The sequence below is a fragment of the Sorangium sp. So ce145 genome (genome assembly GCF_051525985.1).
Taxonomy (GTDB): domain Bacteria; phylum Myxococcota_A; class Polyangia; order Polyangiales; family Polyangiaceae; genus Sorangium; species Sorangium cellulosum_B.
On record NZ_CP150315.1, the window covers coordinates 6,112,739 to 6,135,664 of the forward strand.

The 22,926-nt window shown below is 72.5% G+C and carries 20 protein-coding genes; 10 read left to right on the plus strand and 10 right to left on the minus strand.

Annotated elements, in window-relative coordinates:
• Positions 1 to 32: 32 nt before the first annotated feature.
• Both WMF34_RS22350 and WMF34_RS22355 read right to left on the minus strand, forming a co-directional pair.
• A complete protein-coding gene (locus WMF34_RS22350; RefSeq protein ID WP_437994487.1) occupies positions 33 to 1,700 on the minus strand; it encodes a putative metal-binding motif-containing protein in 1,668 nt (555 codons plus the stop codon).
• Positions 1,691 to 2,152 (minus strand): hypothetical protein, encoded by a 462-nt coding sequence (locus WMF34_RS22355; protein WP_231864993.1) that lies wholly within the window; start codon positions 2,150 to 2,152, stop codon positions 1,691 to 1,693. The genes WMF34_RS22350 and WMF34_RS22355 overlap by 10 nt, the downstream gene beginning before the upstream one ends.
• A gap of 235 nt (positions 2,153 to 2,387) precedes the next feature.
• Here WMF34_RS22355 and WMF34_RS22360 point away from each other — a divergent pair, with 235 nt between their 5' ends.
• Positions 2,388 to 3,371 (plus strand): lamin tail domain-containing protein, encoded by a 984-nt coding sequence (locus WMF34_RS22360; protein ID WP_231864994.1) that lies wholly within the window; start codon positions 2,388 to 2,390, stop codon positions 3,369 to 3,371.
• Between the two features lie 76 nt (positions 3,372 to 3,447).
• On the opposite strand, the gene WMF34_RS22365 is transcribed toward WMF34_RS22360, so the two are convergent.
• Positions 3,448 to 4,248, minus strand: coding sequence for a peptidylprolyl isomerase (locus WMF34_RS22365; RefSeq protein WP_012236957.1), 801 nt, complete (start codon positions 4,246 to 4,248; stop codon positions 3,448 to 3,450).
• A gap of 66 nt (positions 4,249 to 4,314) precedes the next feature.
• On the opposite strand from WMF34_RS22365, the gene WMF34_RS22370 reads away from it, so the two are divergent.
• The gene (locus tag WMF34_RS22370) at positions 4,315 to 5,061 is read left to right on the plus strand and encodes a DUF192 domain-containing protein (RefSeq protein WP_437994488.1); all 747 of its coding nucleotides are present in this window, start codon (positions 4,315 to 4,317) and stop codon (positions 5,059 to 5,061) included.
• A 39-nt stretch (positions 5,062 to 5,100) separates the two neighbouring features.
• Here WMF34_RS22370 and WMF34_RS22375 read toward each other — a convergent pair whose 3' ends face one another.
• Positions 5,101 to 5,952: an MBL fold metallo-hydrolase gene (locus WMF34_RS22375; protein ID WP_012236959.1), complete on the minus strand. Its 852-nt coding sequence runs from the start codon at positions 5,950 to 5,952 to the stop codon at positions 5,101 to 5,103.
• 131 nt (positions 5,953 to 6,083) lie between these two features.
• On the opposite strand from WMF34_RS22375, the gene WMF34_RS22380 reads away from it, so the two are divergent.
• The 6 genes from WMF34_RS22380 to WMF34_RS22405 all read left to right on the plus strand — a co-directional run bounded on the left by WMF34_RS22380 (position 6,084) and on the right by WMF34_RS22405 (position 13,597).
• Entirely contained in the window at positions 6,084 to 7,529 is a 1,446-nt protein-coding gene (locus tag WMF34_RS22380) for a hypothetical protein (RefSeq protein ID WP_437994489.1), read from the plus strand.
• 381 nt (positions 7,530 to 7,910) lie between these two features.
• Positions 7,911 to 8,768 (plus strand): formylglycine-generating enzyme family protein, encoded by an 858-nt coding sequence (locus tag WMF34_RS22385; RefSeq protein ID WP_437994490.1) that lies wholly within the window; start codon positions 7,911 to 7,913, stop codon positions 8,766 to 8,768.
• Between the two features lie 217 nt (positions 8,769 to 8,985).
• The gene (locus tag WMF34_RS22390) at positions 8,986 to 9,843 is read left to right on the plus strand and encodes a 1-acyl-sn-glycerol-3-phosphate acyltransferase (RefSeq protein WP_044965490.1); all 858 of its coding nucleotides are present in this window, start codon (positions 8,986 to 8,988) and stop codon (positions 9,841 to 9,843) included.
• Between the two features lie 255 nt (positions 9,844 to 10,098).
• On the plus strand, positions 10,099 to 11,526 hold the full coding sequence (locus WMF34_RS22395; protein ID WP_437994491.1) for a serine/threonine-protein kinase: 1,428 nt from the start codon (positions 10,099 to 10,101) through the stop codon (positions 11,524 to 11,526).
• Positions 11,523 to 12,554, plus strand: coding sequence for a hypothetical protein (locus WMF34_RS22400; protein ID WP_437994492.1), 1,032 nt, complete (start codon positions 11,523 to 11,525; stop codon positions 12,552 to 12,554). The genes WMF34_RS22395 and WMF34_RS22400 overlap by 4 nt, the downstream gene beginning before the upstream one ends.
• Positions 12,554 to 13,597 carry a hypothetical protein gene (locus WMF34_RS22405; protein WP_437994493.1) on the plus strand — a complete coding sequence of 348 codons (1,044 nt, stop codon included), beginning with the start codon at positions 12,554 to 12,556 and terminating at the stop codon, positions 13,595 to 13,597. Before WMF34_RS22400 ends, WMF34_RS22405 begins: the two co-directional genes overlap by 1 nt.
• A gap of 54 nt (positions 13,598 to 13,651) precedes the next feature.
• Here WMF34_RS22405 and WMF34_RS22410 read toward each other — a convergent pair whose 3' ends face one another.
• The 5 genes from WMF34_RS22410 to WMF34_RS22430 all read right to left on the minus strand — a co-directional run bounded on the left by WMF34_RS22410 (position 13,652) and on the right by WMF34_RS22430 (position 16,847).
• Positions 13,652 to 14,428 (minus strand): hypothetical protein, encoded by a 777-nt coding sequence (locus tag WMF34_RS22410; protein ID WP_437994660.1) that lies wholly within the window; start codon positions 14,426 to 14,428, stop codon positions 13,652 to 13,654.
• An 18-nt stretch (positions 14,429 to 14,446) separates the two neighbouring features.
• Positions 14,447 to 15,163: a DUF2914 domain-containing protein gene (locus tag WMF34_RS22415; protein ID WP_437994494.1), complete on the minus strand. Its 717-nt coding sequence runs from the start codon at positions 15,161 to 15,163 to the stop codon at positions 14,447 to 14,449.
• Between the two features lie 276 nt (positions 15,164 to 15,439).
• Positions 15,440 to 15,634, minus strand: a complete 195-nt coding sequence (locus WMF34_RS22420) for a hypothetical protein (protein ID WP_044965495.1) — start codon at positions 15,632 to 15,634, stop codon at positions 15,440 to 15,442.
• A gap of 313 nt (positions 15,635 to 15,947) precedes the next feature.
• Entirely contained in the window at positions 15,948 to 16,181 is a 234-nt protein-coding gene (locus WMF34_RS22425; RefSeq protein WP_012236968.1) for a hypothetical protein, read from the minus strand.
• A 72-nt stretch (positions 16,182 to 16,253) separates the two neighbouring features.
• Complete coding sequence (locus WMF34_RS22430) at positions 16,254 to 16,847, minus strand: hypothetical protein (RefSeq protein ID WP_437994495.1); 594 nt, start codon at positions 16,845 to 16,847, stop codon at positions 16,254 to 16,256.
• A 229-nt stretch (positions 16,848 to 17,076) separates the two neighbouring features.
• On the opposite strand from WMF34_RS22430, the gene WMF34_RS22435 reads away from it, so the two are divergent.
• Together WMF34_RS22435 and WMF34_RS22440 are read left to right on the plus strand one after the other, a co-directional pair.
• Entirely contained in the window at positions 17,077 to 18,345 is a 1,269-nt protein-coding gene (locus WMF34_RS22435; RefSeq protein WP_437994496.1) for a serine/threonine protein kinase, read from the plus strand.
• Positions 18,342 to 21,557 (plus strand): serine/threonine protein kinase, encoded by a 3,216-nt coding sequence (locus WMF34_RS22440; RefSeq protein WP_437994497.1) that lies wholly within the window; start codon positions 18,342 to 18,344, stop codon positions 21,555 to 21,557. Before WMF34_RS22435 ends, WMF34_RS22440 begins: the two co-directional genes overlap by 4 nt.
• A 195-nt stretch (positions 21,558 to 21,752) precedes the next feature.
• Here the strand turns inward: WMF34_RS22440 and WMF34_RS22445 are convergent, their stop codons facing one another.
• Positions 21,753 to 22,553: a hypothetical protein gene (locus tag WMF34_RS22445; RefSeq protein WP_437994498.1), complete on the minus strand. Its 801-nt coding sequence runs from the start codon at positions 22,551 to 22,553 to the stop codon at positions 21,753 to 21,755.
• Between the last annotated feature and the right edge of the window lie 373 nt (positions 22,554 to 22,926).

Here is a 22,926-nt window from a genome sequence, read left to right on the forward strand (position 1 = left end):
CCGGCGCGCCGCGCTCGGCCGCGAGGCCGCCGTCAGTCGCCCGCGATGCACCCGAGGCGCGTGAAGAAGACGTGGTGCTCGCCGCCCTCGCGATCGTCGCGGAAGAGGATGCCCACGTCGCCCTCCGGCCCGAACGTCGCGACCGGGCTGATGCTGTCGCGGGGCGCGAACGTGAGCCGCTGCTCCGCGCTGATCGGCGCGAGATCCGCGTTGACCGTGACCGCGTAGAGCTCGTAGCCGTCGTTCTGATCGCGGTCGTCCGAGTAGATCGCGAGCAGCCGGTCGCCGAGCGGGCGCAGGAACGGGTACCTGGAGCGGAAGGGCCCGGGGTTCGAGATGGGCGTGGGCGGCGTGAGGATCTCGCCGTCCTCCGAGACCGCCGACGCGTAGATGGCCTTGGGGCTCGCCGACTTGTCGAACCACGCGATGACGTAGCGATCGCGGTTCCAGACCACCGTCGGATAGACCGCGTCGGTCTCGCCGGTCGTCAGCGTGACGACCTCCGAGCGCGGATCGAGCTCGGCGGTGAACGTCCGGAACTGGATGAAGTGCGTGGTCGCGTCGCCCGTGGACCACGCGACCCCGATGCCGCCCTGGCCGGCCGCCGCGGAGGGCGCCTCGTTGCCGAGGCCGTTCGACGCCTCCGTGAGCTGGACGTTGTCGCCGATCAGGTTGCCGTCGATGTCGATGCGCTGCGCGAACAGATCGAAGAGGCCGTTGCGCTCGTCCTGCCAGACGGGGATGAACTCCGCGTCGTTCCAGGTGAGCGTCACGTTGACGGAGAAGCCGGGCGCCCTCGAGAGCCGCCGATCGCCGCCCTCCACCTTCTGGCCTTTCTCGTCGAGCAGGGAGAAGTACACCTCGTAGTCGCCGTCGCGCCGGTCCTGCCAGGCGGCGCCGTACCGATCGCCGACCCACACGATCGGCCCGCCGGAGGCGTCGCCGTTCTTCGGCGTGATGATCTCCTCGCCCGGCGCGAGCGGCTGCCCGTCGACGCTGATCATCGAGCGGTACACGTTGAAGCCCTGCGTGGTCCCGGTGTAGAGCGACGCGTACGACGTCCCGCTCCAGGCGAGCCCGCCAGAGCCAGCCGGCGCGATGTCGCCCGAGATGCGGGTCGCGTCGGTGTCGAGCGGCACGAAGCGCGCCCCGTTGTCGACCGTGCCGTCGCAGTCGTTGTCGACGCCGTCGCAGATCTCGATCCCCCCAGGGAAGGCCGCGGCGCTCGCGTCGTCGCAGTCGTCGCCGCACGCGAGCGGCTCGCCAGGGATCGTGCCGGGCAGCGCCGCGCGGAAGCCGTCGCCGTCGATGTCGAGCGTCGACGGCCCGTAGACGCACGCTCCGGTCGCGCTCTCGCACGTGTCCTTGGTGCAGGGATCGCTGTCGTCACAATCCACCGGCTCGAGCGCGACGCACTCCCCGCCGCGCCGCGGGGCCGCGCCCTCGGACGAGGGCGCCGCGCCGCCGTCGGGCTGCCCCGCCTCGAAGAGCTGGCAGAACACAGGCTTGCAGAGATCCTCGATGCCGGGACAGTCGGCGTCCACCTCGCACTCCGGCGCGGGCGGCGGGATGTTCAGCCCTGTCCGCGCCCCGCACCCTCCTGAGAGCGACCCGCCGCCAAGAACCGTCCCGAACAGGGCCGCCGCCAGCGCCGCCTTCCGGCGCGCGCGCCGACCCAGGGCGTACGTCGTCACAGACATCCGCCCATCCCCGCGACGTCGATCGGCTCGCACACGAACCCCGGATCGCAGTTGTCGTCGCCGCTGAGCGCGCAGAGCTCGACGCACTGGGTGCCCGAGCCGGTCACCACGCAGGCGAACCCGGCGCCGCACTGGCTGCCGCCGCTGCACGGATCGCCCTGTCGGCCTGGACCGGCCGGCGCGCAGTACGCGCCGTAGATCTCCTGCCCGCACGGCTCGTCCGGATACAGCACGTAGATGAAGCACCCCTCCCCCGGGGCGCAAGAGCCGCTCGACTGATCGTACGGATCGCACGCGAAATCGGTGACCGGCGGCCCGGTATCGGGACAGCCGGGGTCTTCGTACTCTTCGAGCGGATCCCTCCCCGGGTCCGAGCCGCCTCCCCCGCCGGTCGGGACGGGCGGAGCGCCGGCCTCGCCGCCGCCCCCGCCGTCCGCGGACGGATCGTCCACGATGACTGTCTGGCCGCAACCGACAGCGAGAGCGAGCCCAGGGAGCGGAACGCAGAGGAGTGTCAGGAGGAGCGAGGAGCACCGTCGCATGTCGCCATGCTATCGATTCCTCGCGCGCCCGCCATGCATTTGGCAGCGATGGCAGTGTCCTGACGCCACGACGAGCGGTGGATCGTTTCCCCCAGGCTGCAATCCCACTTGCCTGTTGGCCGGCACTCTGATGTATCTCTCAACAATGCACACGCGCAACCTGCTCACCATCGCACTCCTCGCAGCTCCCCCTCTGGCGCTCGCCCCTCTCATGGCGTGCGGCGGCGATGACGAGGCGGGAGGAGGTGGAGCGAGCTCCTCCAGCACCACCTCGAGCAGCTCCGGCGAAGGCGGCGGCGGCGGTGAGGCCGGCGGCGGCGGTGAAGGCGGCGCGGGCGGCGCGGGCGGCGCGGGCGGTGGAGACGGCGGCGGCGGCGGCGGCGTGGTCCCCGGTGAGCCCGCCGGCCACCTGCTGATCTCGGAGGTCGCCGTCAGACCTGGAGCGGGCGAGTTCATCGAGATCTGGAACCCGACCGAGGTCGAGATCGACCTCACCAACTACTACCTTTCGGACAACAGCGTTTATTATGCCATCACCGCGGGGACCGCCTTCGCGCCGACCGGCAGCGCAGGGACGGACTTCCTCGTCCAGTTCCCCCCCGGGACCATGATCGCGGCGGGCGCGCGCCTCGTGCTGGCGAGCGACGAGGGCTTCGAGCTCGAGTACCAGCGGTGCGCCGACTTCGCCTTGGACGAGATGCCCATCCCCTGCGAGGGGGGGGACGTGCCGCCCATGATCGCGCCCACGAACGGCGCCCTCGGGGCGCAGTCCGGCGCGCTGCTCACCGACGGCGGAGAGATGGTGATCCTCTTCGAGTGGGACGGCACGGAGCGCAGCCCGCTCAAGGACGTCGATTACGTCATCTGGGGCGAGGAGCTGGGGAACTCGGCGATGGTGTACAAGACAGGCAAGACCGGTTATGCCGATGACACCGCGCGCGGCAGCCAGCGGCCGGCCGCGGCCGCCGGCAGCGGGGCGAGCATGGTCCGCTGTAGCGATATCGAGTCCGGCGAGCTCTTGACCGAAGGCAACGGCATCAGCGGGCACGACGAGACGAGCGAGTGGCTCGACATCAGCTTCACCGTCGCGTCCACGCCGACGCCCGGCGAAGAGAACGACTGCCCGTGAGCGCGCCCGCTCCGAGCTCGGCTCCTCGCCGCGGGGCGGCGGGAGCCCGGGCTCGGCGCGGGGCGCCTCGAACCGATCACTGCCGGGTGATCGTCACCTTCTTGATGACCGGCGGGGTGACCGGGCGTTCGCCCTTGACCTCGACGCCGGCCAGCTTGTGGACGAGCTCCTCGGGCCCGCACTCACCGAAGATGGTGTAGCCGTTGTCGAGGTGGAACGCCGCCGCGTCGGTGATGAAGAACTGCGCGGAGTTCGTGTTCTTGCCGCGGTTCGCCATGCACAGGAGCCCTGCGCGATCGTGGCTGCCGTCCTCCCAGACCTCGTCGGGGATGACGTAACCTGCCTCGCCGGTGCCGTTCTTCTTCGCGTCGCCGCCCTGGATCATGAATCCCTTGATGATGCGGTGGAAGATGGTGCCGTCGTAAGCGGGCTTCTTCTCCCACGTCCCCTCCGGCGTCTTCCAGGGCCTGATCCCTCGCGCCAGGCCGACGAAATTGGCGACGGTGATCGGGGCCTTGTCGTCCAGGAGCTTGCAGGACAGCGTGCCGAGATCGGTCTCGATCGACGCGGTCAACGTCTTGCCCGGCGGGAGCCCCTTGGTGGCGTCGTCGAGCGTCCACTTGCCCTTGACCGGGTCGTCCTCGCTGGGCTTGACCTCGGCGACCGGCTTCGCGGTGACCTTGCGCCTCTGCGGCTGAGGGCGCTCCTTCTCTCCCGTCTCCGCCTTGCCTCCGGCGGCCAGCCCCGTCGACGCAGGCGTGGTCTTCGGCTTAGGCGCTTCTTCGGCCGTGGGCTCGGGGGTCTTCGAACATCCCGCGAGGGCCGAGAGCGTGGCGAGGGCGGCGATGGACTGAATGGCGAGGGTTCGAGCGTTCATCGTGCGACGATTTCCCGCGTCGCGGTCCAGCGGTCAAGGACGAGCGTCGCCGTGGTAGGAAGCGGCATGAGCTCGCGCTGCGCCCTCGCGACCCGTCCGTTCACGTCCGTCACGTCCGTCACGTCCATCACGTCCACCACGTCCGCCTCGCTGGCCATCCCCGCCGCGCTCGCCTCGCTCGTTCCCGCCCTGGGCGCGCTGTTGCTCGGGATCGCCCTGGGCGCGTGCGAGCGCCGCGTCGACGAGCCGCTCCCGCTCACGCCCAGCAGCAACGTGGGCGACGTTGCGCCGCCCGCCTCGACCGGGACGCCGCCCGCCTCGACCGTGGAGCGGGACGCCGGCCGCTGCATCCAGCCGACGCCGTCGACGCCGGAGCGGCCGTCTCCAAGGCTCACCGGCCCGGATCCGGCGTGCCCCGAGGACCCGACCGGCCCGTTCCAGCTCGCGACCGGCAAGGTGACCTTCCTCGAGGCCAAGGCCCCCGATGTCACCGTCGAGATCGCCAGGAGAGAGCAAGAGCGCGCCCGCGGCCTCATGTACAGGACGAGCATGGCGGAGAACCGCGGGATGATCTTCGTCTTCCAGCAGCGGAACAATCACTCGTTCTGGATGCACAACACGTGCATCCCGCTCGACATGCTGTTCATCGACAGCGACGGTACGATCGTCGGTATCGAGGAGAACACCCCGACGCTCACCGACTCGACCTTCGACGTCGGATGTCCGTCGACGTACGTCCTCGAGCTGAACGCCGGCTGGGCGCGGCGCCACGGCGTCGTCGCGGGCCAGAAGGTGCGGATCGAGGGGATCTGACGCGCGCCCGAGCCGCGGCTCCTCGGCCGGAGCGTCGTTTCATATCCCCGTGAACAGACCGAGCTGGCGCGGGGGAGCCGGCGGGCCGAGCGACGAGCGCGCCGCACCGGGCGGAGGGGCCGGCGGCGCCGCCGCGTCGAGGACGAGCGGCCCCCGAGGCGGCGCGGCGACGAGGCGCGTGCGCCGGCCGTCGAGCGCGTCACGGGCGGCGTCGAGCGCGAGCTCCGGGCGGTTGTTGACCTCGGAGAGGTGCATCAGCGCGACCGTGTGCGTGCCGCCGGGCAGCGCCGCGAGCAGCTCGCACGCCTGCGCGTTCGCCAGGTGGCCCCGCGCCGAGCGGATCCTGCGCTTGAGGTGCTGCGGGTACGGGCCGGCCTCGAGCAACCCCGCGTCGTAGTTCGACTCGAGCATCACCACGTCGCAGCCGGCGACGTGCTCCAGGAGCCCCGGAGGGACCTCGCCGAGATCCGTCACGAGCGCGGCCCGCCGCGCGCCGTCGTCGACGACGAGCGCGACCTGCGCCGCGTCGTGCGGCAGCGGCGTCGGCGAGAAGGTGAGCGCGCCAACCGCGAACGGCTCGCGCGACGAGAAGGCCCGGACGCGCTCTCGATCGCCGAGCTCCGCCGCGCGCGCGGTCGCCTCCGAGGCGTAGATCGGGATCTTGTGCTTCTTGTTGTACCTGGCGGCCACGCCGACGTGGTCGGCGTGCGCGTGTGTGATGACGATCGCGTCGGGCAGCAGCCTGCCGTCCGCGCCGCCCGCGTTCGCCGCCGAGAGGCACTGCTCGAGCACCCGCGGCCCGACGCCCGCGTCCACGAGGACCCGCGTGCCGCGGGAAGCGAACAGCGTGGCGTTGCCTCCGCTCCCGCTCGCGATGATGGTGATCTTCATACCGGGCTCCGGGGACCGGACTACAGGCGGCTCCGTGACCCGTAGCGCAGGCGAGGGCTCGGCTGCAAGCGCGCTGAGCCGCGCGAAGCGCTCGCGACGGCGCCCGATCGACGCTACAGGGATCCCACTTCGTGGCGCCCTCCCCTCGCCCCGCTTCCGCCTCTTCCCCCGACACCGACGCGGAGGTGCCGCTCGCGGCGCCGCGCGCCCCCGGCGAGAGCGGCGCCGCACCGCTCGCCCCAAGCGAGAACGGTGCGCCGCGCGCCCCCGGCGAGAGCGGCGGTGCGCCGCGAGGCGCGCGCGGCAAGCGGCGCCGCCGCGCCCTGATCGCGGCGCTCGTGGTCGTCGCCGTCGTCGCGGCCGCCGTCGCCGCGCTCGTCGTGCTCGGTCCTCCCGCGCTCCGCCGGCGCATCATCGCCGAGGCCCGCGCGCGCGGCGTCGCGCTCGATCCCGGGAAGATCGACGTCGATCTCGGCTCGATCCGCCTGCGCGACGGCCGCTTCTCCCTCCTCGGGGTGCGCGGGATCTCGGGCACGGTCGCGCGCGCCACCATCGAGCTGCGCGGGCTCTCGCCCGCGCGGATCGCGACGGAAGGCGTCGAGCTCACCCTCGTGGGGACCGACGCCCTGGAGGATCTGCCGGCGTGGGTCGCGCAGTACGGCCCGCGCGCGGCGGCGCTGCCGCTCACCACGGGCCGCGTCCGCCTGGGTCTCCGGGATCACGAAGGCGGACCGGAGGTGCTCGCGCTGGCCGACGGCGCCCTCGAGCGGCGCGCGGCCGCCCCGGCCGAGGGCGCCGCCGCGCCGCCCGGCGCGCCGCGGCCGGAGCTCGGCGTCCTGAAGCAGGCTCGCGTGCTCGTCGCCGGCAAGGAGATCGCGCGCACCGACATCGCCTGGTCCATCGGCGCAGCGTCGATCACCCTGGGCCTCGGCGGCGAGGACCTCGCCTCCGCGCCGCTCAGGGCCGAGCTCCGGCCGCGCCCCTCGCCGAGCGCCTCGATCGAGCTCGCGCCGACGCCGCTCTCCGCCGTGGGCGCGCTCCTCGGCGTCGACGTCGGCGCCTCGACGATGGTCGTCGCCGGAACGCTCGAGCTGCGGCTCGCGGATGGGGCGGACCGGACCGCCCTGTCCAAGGCGCCGCTCGAAGGGCCGATCGCGCTCACGGTGAAGGGCTTCACCCTGCCCCACCCCAAGGAGCTCGACGGGCTCCTCTTCGGCAACACCACGACCGTCAAGGCGGACGCGCGCCTCTCTGCGGACCGCCAGCGCGTCGCGCTGAGCGGCGTGGAGGTCGCCGCCGGCGCCCTGAACCTCAAAGGAACGGGCACCGTCGAGCGCAACGGCGCGGACGCCGCGATCGCGATGGATCTATCTGGATCCATCCCATGCTCGCTCCTGGCTGGCTCTGCCGCGATGTCGCACCTGACCGGCGCCGTGGGGCTGCTCGCGCGCGACCTGGTGAGCCGCGCGCTCGCGGGCTCGGTGGCGGTCCAGGTCCGGGTCGACGCGCGCGCGAGCCGGCTGACCGCCGCGCGTGTCACGCCGAGCGCGATCCTCCGATGTAAGCTCCGCTTCTAGCGGATCGCTCGGCCGCGCCGGGTGCCGCGACCCGGAACCGAGAACCCGAATTCCGGGAGGAGAGATCGGTTCGGCACCGACGAAGTGAACAAGCCATGGAATTTTCTCTTCCTGGCGTTCAAGGTACCCCGGTCGCTGCTCGACGGTTGAACTGCTTTTTCCCGGCGCTGTCGCGTCCGAGCACCGCTGTCGCGCGTTGCCGCCCCCTGCGGGCGGACTCCGTCCGAGCGCAACGAGGATCGATGAGGGAGGAAGGCGGAGGACGAATGTCGATGTCGAGGACGATCTGACGCGATGAACCACGGCGCGGAGCACGGGAAGCGCGGCGCACGCTCGACGCGTGACGGCCGCCCTGACACGTTGTTCGATGAGGAGCCCGCAATGCGCTCTGGAGCTCTCCCCCTCGCCGCTCGGCTCACCTCGCTGCTAGGGCTCGTGGCGATCTTCAGCGCTGCCTGCGACGGCGGTCTCGGCGCCGGCATGGACGACGCCCCGGGCGGCGGGGGCGCGGCGGCGGCGTCGGCCTCCTCGTCCTCCTCGTCGGCTTCCGCGACATCGGGCGGAGGCAGCGGCGCGGGAGACGGCGGGGGCCCCGGAGAAGGCGGCGTCGGGGGAGGCAGCGGCGGAACCGACGAGCAGGACTTCCCCCTCGACACGGCGCCCCCGGCGCCCTGCCCGCCCGACATGGCGGAGGTCCAGGGATACTGCATCGATCGCTTCGAGGCGCCGAACGTGGAAGGCGCCTTGCCGCTCGTCATGGAGAGCGCCGTCTCGGCGCGCGCCTGGTGCGAGGCGCGCGGAAAGCGCCTCTGCACCGAGGACGAGTGGGACGCGGCGTGCCAGGGCCCCGAGGCGTTCGTCTATCCGTACGGGAACACCCACGAAGCGGAGCGCTGCAACGACAACAAGACGTGGAGAGCGCCCGACGAGAGCGCGCTCGGCTCCTGGCCTTCCGGCGAGGCGCTGGCCGAGGTCCAGGCGCTGTACCAGGGCGAGCCGAGCGGCTCGCGACCCGGGTGCGCGAGCGCGTTCGGCGTCCACGACATGACGGGGAACGTCGAGGAGTGGGTGGTGCGCACCCGATACCACGTCAACGAGTATCCTCACGTCCTCAAGGGCTGTTACTGGTCCGGCTGCTTCGGCGGCGCGAAGCCGCGGTGCGGCTCCACGAACCCGGCGCACGGGGATGGGTTCCGCTACTACGAGACCGGCTTCCGGTGCTGCCGTGACGTCGAGTGAGCGAGCCGGCGGCGACGATCCGGCCCACTCGCGCGCGGCGCGCAGCGGGCGTTCGGCGCGACCGCAGGCGGCGCGTCGCGGGTGACGGACGCCATCCCGCGCCGAGGCCTCGCGGCAGGCGTCCTGAACGAACCGCTTCCCCTCGGTTCGGCCGCACGCTAGGGCACCGTGAACGGTGCTGACCTTACCGAGAGAGCCTCGCCCCAGCCTCGACCTCGTGAAGGACGCGATCGCGGCGTTCGCGCTCAAGGGCCGCGGGCGCGCCCGCCCGGACGATCTCGACGCGCGCGACCCGGCGTTCATCGCCCGGGTGCTCCCGCTGCTCGGCTTCCTCTACGACGACTACTTCCGCTGCGAGACAGAGCTCGAAGAGCAGCTGCCAGACGGCCCCTTCCTCGCCGTGAGCAACCACAACGCGATGACGGGAATGCCCGATATGTACTGCCACATGACGGCGTTCTGGCGCCTTTATGGGCCCTCGCGGCTGTCCTACGGGCTGATGCACGATCTCCCGTTCAACGTCCCGAAGGCCGGCGCCTGGCTCAACGCCTGCGGCGCCATCGCCGCGAGCCCGGAGAACGGGCGGCGAGCGCTCGCCCGCGGCGCGGCGGTCCTGGTCTTCCCCGGCGGCGATCTCGACGCGTGCAAGCCCACCTCGGCGCAGTACACGATCCGCTTCGGCCGGCGCCGCGGCTTCGTCCGGCTCGCCATCCGCGAGGGCGTGCCGATCGTGCCGATCGTGAGCGTGGGCGCGCACCAGTCCCTCTACATCGCCACGGATGGGAGCAGGCTGGCCAGGTGGCTCCGCCTCCCCGAGCTCGCGCGCTCGAACGTCGCGCCGCTCGGCCTCGCCTTGCCGTGGGGGCTCATCGTCGGCATCCCGATCCCCCATGTGCCCCTGCCGGTGAAGATCCACACGAGGGTGCTCCGCCCGCTGCACCTCGGGCTCCCGAGAGAGGCCGCGAGCGACCCGGACGAGGTCGAGCGCGCATTCGCGCGGATCGTCGCGCGCATGGAAGCCGGGCTCGACGAGCTCCGCGCGGCGGGCAGGCACGGTCTCTTTCCGCGTGGTTGATGGGCCGCGTGGTTGATGGGCCGCGTGGTTGATGGGCCGCGTGGTTGATGGCCGCGTGGTTGATGGGCCGCGTGGTTGACAGGCGAACCGCAGGAGAATGGCGGCGCCGTGGCGTGCGGTGACGTCCGGAGCGCGCCCATGGCCCGAGCGGGCGGCGCGCGGCGCTCCAAAACCAGCCGGCCCGCGACAAAGGGCGCTGGGCCTCGCGCGGCGCTCGGAAAACCGAGTCCGTTCATGTAGGCTTGAACGCCAGCCGTGACCCCCGACCGCACCGCGCAGCTCCTCGCACCGCTGGCCCAGCCGGGAGAGCTCATCGCAGCCAAGTACCGCGTCGAGCGGGTCGTGGCCATCGGCGGAATGGGCGTCGTGCTCGCGGCGCGCAACGAGGATCTCGACCAGAAGGTCGCCATCAAGATCCTGCGCCAGGACGCCCTCGCGAACCAGGAGGCCGTCACGCGCTTCCTGCGGGAGGCGCGGACGGCGGCGCGCCTGTCGGGCGAGCACGTCGCGCGCGTGTTCGACGTCGGCACCACCGAGACCGGCGTGCCCTTCATGGTGATGGAGTTCTTGACCGGGCTCGATCTCCAGCAGGTCATCGATACCCATGGTCCGCTGTCCATCCAGGACGCTGTCGATTACGTACTGCAGGCGCTCGAGGCCGTGGCCGAGGCGCACGCGGCCGGCGTCGTCCACCGGGACATCAAGCCTTCGAATCTGTTCCTCGCCGAGCACGCGGACGGCACACGGCACATCAAGGTCCTCGATTTCGGCATCTCGAAGGGGCAAGGCCTCGACTCGCCCGCGGAGCCGGGGCTCACGTCGACGAAGCAGGTCATGGGCTCGCCCGGGTACATGTCGCCCGAGCAGATGATGGCGCCGAGGACCGTCGACGGGCGCGCCGACGTCTGGTCGTTCGGTGTGCTGCTCTACACGCTGGTGACGGGCGAGCCGCCGTTCCAGGGCGAGACGGTCGCCGCGGTGATGGCGAACATCCTGCACCAGCCGGTGCCGCGGCTCCGCGACAAGCGCAGCGACGCGCCGGCCACGCTGGAGCGGATCGTCTCGCGCTGCCTGGAGCGCGACGTGAGCGAGCGGTACGCCAACGTCGGCAAGCTCGCGCAGGCCCTCGAGCCGCTCGGGTCGAGCTTCGCGAAGCTCTCGACCTCGCGCATCCAGAGCGCGATCGGCGCGGCGTCGCCGGCCGGACAGACCTTGCTCAACTCGAGGGCGGCCGAGGACAGCGACAGGCTGTCCGGCGCGTCCTGGTCGCACACGAGCAACCGGCGCCGCTCGCGGCGCAGGCTGCTCGTCGCCGCCGGCGTGGCCGCGTTGCTGACCAGCGCGGCCGGGGCGGGCGTGTGGCTGGTCGCGAGCGTGCGCGTGGCGCCGCAGGCGCCGAGCGCCGCCGTGTCACAGAAGCCCGAGCGCGCCGCGGTCGACGCGCTCGGGCCCCAGTCCCCCGCTGCAGCGCCGGGCGCTCCGTCCGCGACCGCCAGCGCCACGGCCGAGGCGTCGAGCCCGGCGGCGCCGCCGGTCCCTGCGCCGAGCGCGGCTCCCACGGGCAGCGCTGCGGCCGACGCGCGCCCGAAGGCGACCGCCTCCGGAGCGCCACTCAAGCCGGGCCACCCGCCGAGACCGCCGAGGTCGATCAGCGAGGACGAGATGCTGAGGAGCCGCCATTGAGATCGTTACGAGCGCGACACGCGGGCGCATGGCTCGCGCTGCTCTGTGGGACCAGCCTGACCTCACCGCTCCTGGCGCAGCCGACCGCGGCGGACAAGGCGCTCGCCGAGGGGCTGTTCCAGGACGGCAAGAAGCTCATGGACGAGGGCAAGCTCCAGGAGGCCTGCCCGAAGCTCGCTGAGAGCCAGCGCGTGGATCCCACGGTCGGGACGCTGCTGAACCTGGCGGTCTGCCACGAGAAAGAGGGCAAGACGGCCAGCGCATGGGCCGAGTTCACGGAGGCGTCCTCGCTCGCGGCGAGCGCCGGGCAGCAGGATCGCGCCCAGTTCGCGGCCAAGCGTGCGTCCGAGCTGGAGGCCAGGCTGACGCGCCTCGTCCTGGACGCGGCGCAGGCGGCGCAGGCGGCTCCTGCGATGACGATCACGCTGAACGGCAAGGAGCTGAGCGCCGCCGCGGCCACGGGCTCGGGCATCCCCGTGGATCCGGGCACGGCGGCGATCGAGGCCAAGGCGCCGGGCAAGCAGCCCTGGTCGCAGCGGGTGACGCTCGACCCCGGGCCCAGCACGACGCGGGTGACCATCCCGCCGCTCGCGGACGTCGCCGTTCAGGAGGCGAAGGCGGCTCCCCCTGCCCCGCCGCCTGCCCGTCCGGAGGCCGCGAAGCCCGAGGCGACCGGCAACCCGATGCGCGCGCTCGGCTTCGTCGCTGGCGGCGTCGGGATCGCCGGGATCGGCCTGGGGGCGGTGTTCGGGGTGCTGACGATACAGAAAGCGGGGGATGTCGAGGAGGGGTGCAGCGGCAGCTTCCGCTGCAGCCGCGCGGACGTCGAGGCGAACGAGAGCGCCCGGACGACCGCGATGGTCTCCAACATCGCGCTCGGCGCCGGGCTGGTGTGCCTCGGGGCCGGCGTCGCGATGGTGCTGATGTCCCCTCGTTCGCCGGAGCAGGCTGCCGCGGTCGAGCGCGTGTGGGTCGCGCCCAGCGTCGCGTCGGACGGGGGGCGCGTGGTGCTCGGAGGCCATTGGTGATGCGAAGCTCGAAGCGCTCTGCCGTGACGCTGGCGCTCGCCGCGCTCGCGCCGGGCCTCAACGGTTGCGCTGAGATCGCGGGGCTCGAGGATCGCCAGGTGATCCCGCTGATCGTGATCGCCCAGAACCAGGCAGAACCTCGCGCCATCGCGCTCGACGAGGAGGCGATCTACTGGACCAACGGGCGGAGTGACGGTGCACAGGGGAGCTCCACGGGCGGCGCGCTCCGGAGGCAGATCAAGGATGATTGGGAGGTCGTCGATCTGCTCGCGCCTTCCAGCGAGGTGCCGGGTGCGATCGCGCTGGACGCGACGCACATCTACTGGTCGAGCACCGACGCCGCCTTCGAAGGTGAATGCGTCAGCGCCGATGGGGATGATCGAGACAAGCTGTGGAAGCTGCCGAAAGCCGCGCCGGTTCCCGCGGCTGGCGGGGAATTGCTGTGGGGTAGCTGCGGCGCCGCGGAGGCGATCGCGCTGAGCGCCGACAACGTCTACAGCGCTCGGCCGAACGCCGACCGCATCACCTGGGTGCCCAAGCGAGGCGGCACGCGAAAGGACCTGACGGAGGCGGGCGGCGAGCCGCGCGGCGTCGCGACCGACGGCCCCCTCGTCTACTGGACTGATCCGGCGGAGAACACGCTCTCCGTCATCGACACGAGCAGCGATGCGCTCGAGGAGGAGCTCCTCTCGAACCTCACAGACCCGGGGCTGCTCGTGTTGGATGAAGCCAACCTCTACTGGCTCACCGGAGACAACGTCATGCGGTATGCGCGGAGCGGAGCGGCCGGAGACGTCGAGGTGCCCCTCCTCGAGGATGGACTACCGAGCCCTCCTACCGGGATCGCGACGTATGGGGACTACCTTTACATCACCGTCAAGGAGGCAGGGAGCGTCTACCGGCTCCGCAAGGGCGGCGCCGCCGGCGCTCCGGAGGTGATCGCGGCGAATCAAGGCGGCCCGACGGGCATCGCCGCGGACGGGACGGGCGTCTACTGGACGAACTCCGTTTCGGGACAGATCGTCCGCTTCAGCGACGAGTGACGCGCAGCCGCCAGCCTGGCGGCCGCCTCGCGCGTACCGCTGGGCCCCCGCGGCTCAATCGATCTGCAGGTGGTAGTGGGGCGGCCGCGACTCCTCGAGCGCGAACACGCCCCCGACCTCGTCGACGCCCTCGAGGAAGGCGCGCTTCTCGGCGGGTGTCATGTCCCGGTTCCGGATGTCGACGGCGCCCTCCCGGAGGTGCGCCGAGATGAACACGCCGCGATCGATCTGGGCGCGGATCACCCGCTCGAGGGCGGCGATCATGGCCTCCGGCGGGTGCTCGGCCGAGCGCCCCTCCTCGTAGGCGCTCTTGATCTCGCGCGCCGCCGTCTTGTCCTTGTAGAGGCCGAGGACATCGGCGCCGTGCCGGAAGAGCTCGTGCATCGCCTCGGCCTGCCGCGCGGGATCCCGCGTGCCGCTCGTGACCACGAGCTCCTTTCCGGTCCGCCGGAAGTAGGCGGACGCGAGCTCCGCGACCTTCTGCTCCACGGCGGGCGCGAGCTCGACGCCAGGCAGGACCACGTAGCGGCGCTCCTCGTCGGCCTCCGCCGGCGTCGCGCCGCGCGCGGGCGGCTCGGCGTCGGGGGGCTCGTCCTCGTCGCTCTCCTGGACCTGCAGCGAGAGCACCCGGGCCGCGGGACCGTCGGGGACCCAGAAGCCGAACCACCCTGCCCGCGCGCCGGGGGCGGGGACGGTGACAGGTGGGCGTGGCGTCCCGACAGGCTCGGGCGCCGGCGCGGCCCGGGAGACGCAGCCTCCCGCAGCGAGCGCGAGGGCGATGACGGCGGCGCGGCGAGCGCCCTGGAGAGCGGAGGAGCGCGAGCACAACATGCGAGCCACGGGCGCCTCCTACTTCGTGATCGTGAACGAGGCGCGCGCGAGCTCCTTGCCCGCGGCGTCGCTGACCGTCACCGACCAGAGCCCCGCCGCGCGCGCCTTCCGCGTGGCAGCCCACGTACGGAAGCGCCGCTGCGCGCCGACGGCGAGAGGGATGCGCAGCGGCGCGCCGCCATCGGGCGGCGTGAAGGCGACGCTGATCTCCGAGGTGGCCTGGTCCTTGTTCGAGAGCTCGACGAAGGCGTAGAGGCGGTCGATCTCCGCGCTCGCGAACGAGCTCGCCGGCTCGATCGGCTCGCGGCCGGCGATGCCCTTCGAGACGACGAGCCGTATCACCTGGAGCTCGGGCGCCCGAGCGGCGCCCTCTCCCACGCCGCCCTGCGCCGCGCCCGCGGCGGTGCGCGCCTCAGCCGACCCCGACCTGCGGCGACGCTCCCGACCCGGGCCGCGGGCGGGCGACACGTCCGCCGCGTCGAGGCGGTCTGCGTCGCTGCGGCCCTCGTCCGCGGCGGTGCCGCTCACGGCGGCCCGGAGCGGCACCGCCGCGTCCGATCGCGCCAAGCCCGCCGCCGCGCTCGCCTGCCCCTCGGACCCGCCGCCCGGCCTTCCCTCCGCCGCGCGGCTCAGCGCGGGAAGCTCTTCCCGGGAGATCCGCGCGATCGCCTCGCTCGGATCGCTGCAACCGAGCCCCGCCCCGCCGAGAGCGGCGGCGGCGAGCGCCAGGACCATGGTTTTCCGTGTCGTTCCCCGGGTGTCCACACCGACGAGGTGCCACGATTCAGCGAAGGGGGCGAAAAAACGGCAACCCGACGCCCAGCGACCCAGCGGCTCGCGCCAGGCTCACGAGGGATCGTCACCGCACGCTGGACGTGGGGTCCGGGGCGCGGCCATCCCGAGGCTCCGAGATTTCATCAGGGAAATCCTGACGCGTGGCAGCACCGCGTCGCGATGTGCCGGCGCTCCGGTGGGAGCGCACGTCCGCGAGGCGCCTCGCGGCGCTCCGGGTCAGTGCTTCGGACGGGACCGGCGTGGACCGCTGGTCGACTCGCCCTCTGGCACCGTGGCGAAGCTGGTGATCGCGCTGTCTTCGATCATCAGGATGAGCAGGCCCCCGCTCGCGCCTCGTGCCGTCCTCGCCCGGGATCCCTGGCTTGTCTCCCGCGACGGGTGATCCGAGCTCTCCGCAGAGATCCGCTTCATCTCCAACTCCTTCAAGACTTCAGTCCTGCTGTTCACGCCCCGGCCGGCTGACCTGCGAGGACTTCCGTGCACCGCGTCTGGGGCGAAAACGGAACCGGGCGCGAGAACGTCAATGTTCGCAGAATAGTCACGAATCCGACTGAAAATCACCTGGAAAGCGCCGCGCCCGGCGAGTTCTTTCCGGCAGAGGCTCAAGCGTAGGTTGCGCAGGTTGCGTCGGTTGCGCCGGTTGCGCCGGTTTTCGTTTCAACGGGGATCTATTGAGATTTCATCGGGATTTCCGCGGGAGGTCAGGCGGTAGCGCGACAGGGATTCAGCGGCGGCCGAAGCCGGGCAGCTGGCGGGTTGCGGCCACCACCTCGTCGCAATCGATACAGCGCATGAGCCCGTCGACCAGTTCCATGCTACCGAGGCTGCCGCACTCCGGGCAGCGGTTGGCGAGCTGGTGCTTGCTCTCCTCGCAGAGCCGGCTCTGCTCCGCCTCGGCCTCCGCCTCGACGCGGAAGATCTCGGCCGGCGTGCGCGCCTCTCGCTTTCGGTCGTCCATGGCGCGCAACGTATCATGTGCTCGGCGCGCGCGGCGAGCGCCGCGCTCGCAGCCGCTCGGCCTGTCGCTCGCTCACCGCACGGACTCGATCATGCTCCGGAACGCCGGCCGCGCCGACTGCACGGTCTCGTCAGGCCCGACGATCCTGAAGAACCAGTTTCCGCGATCCGGCGTCCTCACCGCCGCACCGACGAGCCGGTAGTTGTCCTTCACCATCTCCACGGGCGATCGCTTGCGAACGCCGGACTGCGGCCCGAGCGCGATCTTGTAGGTGCCGGCCACCTCGACCAGCTCGACCGGCATGCCGCGCACCTCGAGCGACGCGCGCCTGGCCTTCGCCCCGACGTCGCCATCGAACTGCGCGAACCACTCGTTGAAGCGCGCGTCGACGTCTCCCTTGCTCCCCAGACCGAACGAGAGGACCTGCACCTCGGCGTCCTCCTTGTCGTTCGCCGCCCTCGGCACCTTGTAGAGGGCCTTGCGCGGGCCGGCGCGCGGCACGTCGAGCGCAGCCCAGCTCCCCGGAACGTCCCACGCGAGCCGCGCGGCGGATGGCGCGCTGGAGACGGCCGGCGGCGGCTCCGGCTCCGCCGGGGTCCTCGAGCAGGCCGAGACCGCGAGCGCCATCATCGCCGCCCGAGCGAACGACACCCGGCGTGGGAGCATGGGGGGCGGTTCTACCACCGCGCCCTCCATCGAGGCGCAAGATTTCGATACCCCGCGCGGCAGGGAACCGCGATCCTCTCCTCGGGCGACGAGCCGCCCGAGCGGGGGACGTCGCGCGCGCTGGAGGGGCCCGGCCGCGATCCGGGCGCGGGCTCGGGTGTAAGCCATCGGCCCTGCTCGCACGTAGAAGAGACGCCCCGGTCAGGGAGAGGGAGAGGAGACGGCGCGCATGGATCAGATCGGCGAGTACCTCGTTCGACGCCTCGTCGGCGAGGGCGGGATGGGCAAGGTCTACGAGGGCGAGGAGCGCCTGTCGCGCCGGCGCGTCGCGCTGAAGGTGCTCCGCCCCGAGCTCGCCCGGAGCGAGCAGGGACGCCGGCTCTTCCTGAACGAGATGCAGATCCTCGCGCACCTCGAGCACCCGAACATTGTCCGGAGCCTCGCCAGCATCGAGGCCTCCGGCGAGCTCGTGATGGTGCTCGAGTACCTGGACGGCCAGACGCTGCGGTCCGTCCTTGGCGCCGCCGGCCGCCTTCCCTGGCCGGAAGCGGTGCGGATCGCGGCCAGCGTGGCGAGCGCCCTCGCGGCGGCCCACGGGCAGCAGCCGCCCGTGATCCACCGCGATCTCAAGCCCGAGAACATCATGGTGCAGCGGGATGGCGGCGTGAAGGTGATGGACTTCGGCATCGCCAAGGTCGTGGAGGCGATGAACCAGACCAACACGCAGAGCGTCGGCACCCTGCAGTACATGAGCCCGGAGCAGATCGACGCGCGATCCATCGATCACCGCTCGGATCTCTACTGCCTGGGGCTCATCCTGTACGAGGCGCTCTCCGGCAGCCCGCCGTTCCAGTCGGCGTCGCCGCGGGAGCTGCTCAACCTGCAATGCACGGCAGAGCCGCCGCCGCTCAGCGACGACGTGCGAAGCGGCCTGCCCCGCGGCGTCGAGCAGCTGCTCTTCCAGCTGCTCGAGAAGGCGCCCGAGGATCGGCCGTACCTCGCTCAGGACATTGTGGATCGGCTGGAGCCGTTCCAGACCGCGGTGAGCGCGCCGCTCCGCACCGGCGATCGCGACCGCGCGAGCGCGCCGCTCCGCGCCGTCGCTCACGACCGCGAGAGCGCGCCGCTCCGCGCTGGCGACCGAGACCGCGCGAGCTCGCCGCAGCGCACCGGTAACCGAGACCGCGCGAGCTCGCCGCAGCGCGCCGGCGATCGCGACCGCGCGAGCGTGCCGCACCGCGCCGACGACCCCGACCGCGCGAGCTCGCCGGGCGCCGCGCGCGTCACCGGCGGAGCGGACGCGCCTCGCGCCGACACGATCGCCCTCGTCGAGCAGATCGACCGGCCGCGCGACGTCCCGACCCGGCTCGCGATCGCGATCATCGCGACGCTGTCGGCGCTCGCGGGCCTCGGGACCTGCGCGCTGCGCTCGACGAACGGCGCGCCGGAGCCGCCCGCCAGCACGGCGACGCCGGCCGCCCCGGAGGGGGCGCGGTGAGGCGAGCGTCGCCGGAGCAGGCAGGCTACACGGAGGGCGCGCCCCTCCCGGCCGTGGGCTGCGCCGCGCGATGGCGCTGCAGCGCGGGCGCAGGAGAAGAGCTGTGGCGGCTCGGCGCGGCGGACCAGGACGCTCCGGCAGGGCCCGAGCCCCAGGCCGTCGCGACGCGCCTCCTGTCGCTCGGGAGCGCCGGCGTCGGCGGCTTCATCGACGGCGGCGTCGCCCCGCCGGCCGAGGGCGAGCGCGCCGCCGCGGCGAGCCCGGGCGGCGCGCGCGTCTGGCTCGCGCGGCGGCTCGCGGGCGCGCCCCTCTCGGACTGGATGCGCGCGCGGCGCGGGCCCGTCCCCTTCCAGGAGGCGCTCGGGCTCGCCATCCAGGTCGCCCGCGCGCTCGCCGCGTGCGAGCGCGCCAGCCTGTTCCCGGGTCCGCTCTCGCCCGACGCGGTCCTCGTGGACGACGCGGGCCGCGTGACGCTGCCCGCGAGCGCGCTCGTCGCCGCCCTCGTCGGCGGGTCGGCGAGCCGCGGCGCCGCCACGGCGCCCCGCGCCGAGGGCGCGCGGGTGTCCTCGGAGATCCCGCCGCTCTGGACGCCGCCCGCGCAGGCCGACGGCGCGATCTGGGACAGCGCGGCGAACCGGTACGCGCTCGGGCTCGTGCTCTACCGCCTGCTCGCGGGAGAGCACCCGTTCGCGGGCGCTGGCCTGCGGCACGCGCTCGGCGAGGCCGCCCGCGCGGAGCCGCCGCCGTTCATCGAGGGCGTCGCGACCTCGCTCCCCGCGGGCCTGCAGGGCTACGTGCTGCGGCTGCTCCATCCGGACCCGTCGGAGCGGGCGCCGCGCGCCGAGGAGATCGCCGATGCGCTGAGCGGGTTCCTCGACGAGCGCCCGCCGGCGCTTCCAGCGCGCGCCGCCCGGACCTCCCGTCGCGCTGGCGCGGCCACCTCGGCGAGGACCGGCCCCGCGCCGCGCGAGCGCGCGCGCCCGGGCGACGCGGGCGACCACCCCCCGCCGCGCGGCCCAGCCGGCGCCGCGGCGCGGCTGTGGCGGATCGCGCCGCTCGGCGCCGGCGCGCTGATCGCATCGGCCGCGCTCGCGCTCTCGCGGGGTGAGCCCGGTTCAGCGGCGCCGCGCGCGGTCGCCGTCGCGCCGGTCGCGCCGCTCACGCAGGCGCGGACGGCGGCGGAGGACTGCGCGGCGTGCCACGGCCGCCAGGCCGCGGAGTGGCGCCGCTCGGTGATGGCGCACTCGGTGAAGAGCCCGCTCTTCAACGCGCTGGAGAGCCTCATCGAGGAGCAGGTCGGGCGCACCGCCGACTGCCCGAACGGCGCGGGCATCCTGCGCAAGGCCGATCCCGCGCGCGCCTGCCGCGACGGGCGGAGCGGCGTCGCCGTCACCGGCTCGGGCGGCGAGCACTGGTGCGTGAACTGCCACAGCCCGGCGGAGAACCTCGACACCGCGATGCCCGCGTGGGACGGCCGCGCCGGCGGCGATCCCCGCGCGCGCCTCCCCGTGCGCGACCTGCTCACCCGGCGCGGCCTGGAGGGGATCTCCTGCAGCTTCTGCCATCAGGTGCACGGCCCGGTCGGCCCGCGGGGGCGCGCCGGATACCAGGGCAACCCCACGTGGACGTCCTTCGTGACGGGCGCCGTCTTCCCTGCGCGCCCCGAGGACGGCCGCGGCCTGTTCGGGATCGCGAACAGCGGCTACGACCTCCGCCCCGAGGAGCTGCTGCTCCCCTCGGAGCCCGGCGCGGCCGCGCGCGCCGGGCTCCAGCCGGCGGGATCGGCGGGCGCGGTCGAGCCCGTGGTGCACGGTCGCCCGTCGGCGAGCGCGCGGGCGTACCTGCGCTCCAGCGAGTTCTGCGGGGCTTGCCACGACGTGCGCCTCTTCGGCAGCGACAGCCTCGCCGCGGCGCGGGGCGAGCACTTCAAGCGGCTGCGCAACGCCTACACCGAGTGGTCGGACTGGGCGAGGTCCGAGGAGCGCGCGGGCCGCCCGGCGGCGACCTGCCAGGACTGCCACATGAGCACCTACCCGGGCGTCTGCGAGGCGGCCCCGGCGGCGGGCGCCGCGCAGGCGTCGCCGGCAGATCCCGGGTGCCCGCCCGGCACGCGCTTCGCCCCGCGGCGGCCCGGCGCGCGCCCGCGGGGCCGCATCGCGGATCACTCCACCGCTCTGGCGGACGTCGCGACCCATTACTTCTCCGGCGTGGATGTGCCGCTGTCGGACGAGTTCCCCGACGCGCTCATCGATGAGCCGTCGCTCGACGTGCACGGCATTCCGGCGGGCGCGCGCCGCCGCCGCGATCTCTTGCTCCGCCATACGTTCCGCTTCGAGCTCGGCGCCGCGCGCCGCGCCGGCGCGGCCGGGGATCGCGTCGAGATCCCGGTAGAGATCGAGAACACCGGCGCCGGGCACAAGGTGCCGGCCGGCTTCAGCCAGGAGCGCGAGTTCTGGGTTCACCTCGTGGTGAGGGATGGAGAGGCGCGGGTGGTCTACGAGGTCGGCCGGATCGACCGCGCCGACGAGGATCTGAGAGACAAGGTGTTCGCCCGGGTGACCACCGATCCCGACGCGAACAGCCCCTTCGCGCCGGCGGGCGCTCCAGGCGGGCTGTTCGGCGCGGACGTGCGCGACGGGCCTGATGTCCCCCTCTGGACCCCACCCCCACGGCTCGGCGGCACCTCGTTCCGGGGGCGGGGGCTCATCAACTTTCAGAACGGCTTTCTGCGCTGTGTCCGATGCATCGGCGTCGTGGCCGCAGACGGCACCTGCCAGGCCGGGCCCGGCCAGGGGCTGCACCACGCCGATCGGTTCACGGACGGCGATTACGACCTGGACACCGGCGCTTGCGGCTCGAACCTCTCCGGGCAGAACGCCTTTCTCGAGACGTATTTTCCGGTCGGCGCGCTGGACGCGAGCCGGGGCGTCGTCAAAGGGCCGGACGCGATCATCGATACGCGCTCCGCGCCGCCCGGCGTGCCGATCCGGTACACCTACGATCTCCGCACCGGCCAGCGGCGCGGCCCGCTCCGGGCCGAGGCGAGGCTGCTCTTCCGGGCGTTTCCCCCGTTCCTGATCCGCGCCTTCGCCGCGTACGAGCGGGAGCAGGCGCGGCGCGGCCTGCGGCCGACCGGCCCGCTGGTCACCGACGCGATGCTCGAACGCCTCGAGATCGTCGAGCTCGCGCGGGCCGAGGTCGAGATCCCCTGAACCGAGGTCGCCGCGATGAAGCAACGGAAGCAACGGACACAACAGACGCCAGCGACGCGCCGGACGAGGCAGGCACCTCGACGCGCCGGCCGACAAAAAGGGGCGAGCCCCTACCCCGGCCTGCGGGGTAAGGGCTTCGCTGGTCAGGCGCTGACGAGCTCAGCGCGCCGTGGTCATGAAGCGCGTCGCCGTCGATCAGGGAGGGGGCGGGGGCGGCTCGGTCGGGAGCGGATCGGGCAGCTTGAACAGCCTGCCGATCCGGTAGGGGCGCGTGGAGGGGGAGTAGTAGCTCGTCTGCGACGACGTGACGCTCCACGTGAAGCCGAGCAGGATGCCCGAGAACGAGTCGGTGTACACACGCACGTAGCCCGTCCCGGCGCCCGGCGTCATGTAGCCGCCGGTGCACTGCCCGCTCCACCGGCTGTCCTTGTACTTGCCCTCGGCGCACCCGTGCGACGAGCTGGTCGAGTCCGCGATCGGCACGGCGAACTGCTCCGTCCCCGAGTAACGGGGGTTGATCTGCGGGAGGATCTTCTCGGGCGCGCCGGTGACGATCATCGTGTGGCCGGCGAAGGTGGACGTGGCGCCGATGGTGAAGATATCACCCTTCTGGATGTCGACCGCCCGCTCGACACGGCGGAAGTACGTCTCGAACCCGCCGGGGGCCGCGCCGACCTTCGGGCTCGCGTTGACGATATCGAAATAATAATCGGACGTCGGGCTGTTCTTGCCCCACATCGCATAGATGTCCTGCTGGGTGTACCCCATCGCCTTCTGCAGCGACAGCGTGAAGAAGCACGCGGCCTTGGTCATGCCGGTCCACGCCTTCGACTGGTCGGCGTCGTCCCAGGTCATGAAGCAATCGGGCTCGGTGCCCCACTCGTTGCTGACGGCGTTGTCGATGAACTCGAGCGCCCAGTCCTCGGGGCCCTTCGCGCTCGCGGAAGCCGAAGCGAGCGTGATGAAAGACGCGGCAGCCAGGGAAGCAACAGCCAAACTCGTCGTGCGCCTACTCATACTTCTACCTCGTTGATTTGGAATGACATTGCATGTGCACTCAAGAACAGATGCTAGTCATTTCATGCCGAACCCTCAAACGAACCCTGGCGCCGAAGATGCCGAGTCTAGCAGGATGGATATTCACTGTAATCGGCTTGGGTGTCAAGGCATTTTCGGGGCGCTCGTCCTTTTTCTGCACCTTCTCGAACGTGAAGTAAGACCATGTCGTCCCTTAAGACAGCGGATGCGCGACGGTGTGGAGCGACGGTATCCGACGCCATGACACGCCGGCCTCGTCTGCTCCGCGTCCACGCCCGCGTCCACCCCCGCGTTCTTCGCGCCGGTCGTGCTCCTTGCGCTCCTTGCCCAG

What these genes read in the sequence shown, in the direction of transcription:
- WMF34_RS22350 (WP_437994487.1), bottom strand. Translation starts at nt 1,700, where the DNA reads ATGTCTGTGACGACGTACGCCCTGGGTCGGCGCGCGCGCCGGAAGGCG.
- WMF34_RS22360 (WP_231864994.1), top strand. Translation starts at nt 2,388, where the DNA reads ATGCACACGCGCAACCTGCTCACCATCGCACTCCTCGCAGCTCCCCCT.
- WMF34_RS22365 (WP_012236957.1), bottom strand. Translation starts at nt 4,248, where the DNA reads ATGAACGCTCGAACCCTCGCCATTCAGTCCATCGCCGCCCTCGCCACG.
- WMF34_RS22370 (WP_437994488.1), top strand. Translation starts at nt 4,315, where the DNA reads ATGAGCTCGCGCTGCGCCCTCGCGACCCGTCCGTTCACGTCCGTCACG.
- WMF34_RS22375 (WP_012236959.1), bottom strand. Translation starts at nt 5,952, where the DNA reads ATGAAGATCACCATCATCGCGAGCGGGAGCGGAGGCAACGCCACGCTG.
- WMF34_RS22385 (WP_437994490.1), top strand. Translation starts at nt 7,911, where the DNA reads ATGCGCTCTGGAGCTCTCCCCCTCGCCGCTCGGCTCACCTCGCTGCTA.
- WMF34_RS22405 (WP_437994493.1), top strand. Translation starts at nt 12,554, where the DNA reads ATGCGAAGCTCGAAGCGCTCTGCCGTGACGCTGGCGCTCGCCGCGCTC.
- WMF34_RS22410 (WP_437994660.1), bottom strand. Translation starts at nt 14,428, where the DNA reads ATGTTGTGCTCGCGCTCCTCCGCTCTCCAGGGCGCTCGCCGCGCCGCC.
- WMF34_RS22415 (WP_437994494.1), bottom strand. Translation starts at nt 15,163, where the DNA reads ATGGTCCTGGCGCTCGCCGCCGCCGCTCTCGGCGGGGCGGGGCTCGGT.
- WMF34_RS22420 (WP_044965495.1), bottom strand. Translation starts at nt 15,634, where the DNA reads ATGAAGCGGATCTCTGCGGAGAGCTCGGATCACCCGTCGCGGGAGACA.
- WMF34_RS22425 (WP_012236968.1), bottom strand. Translation starts at nt 16,181, where the DNA reads ATGGACGACCGAAAGCGAGAGGCGCGCACGCCGGCCGAGATCTTCCGC.
- WMF34_RS22430 (WP_437994495.1), bottom strand. Translation starts at nt 16,847, where the DNA reads ATGCTCCCACGCCGGGTGTCGTTCGCTCGGGCGGCGATGATGGCGCTC.
- WMF34_RS22435 (WP_437994496.1), top strand. Translation starts at nt 17,077, where the DNA reads ATGGATCAGATCGGCGAGTACCTCGTTCGACGCCTCGTCGGCGAGGGC.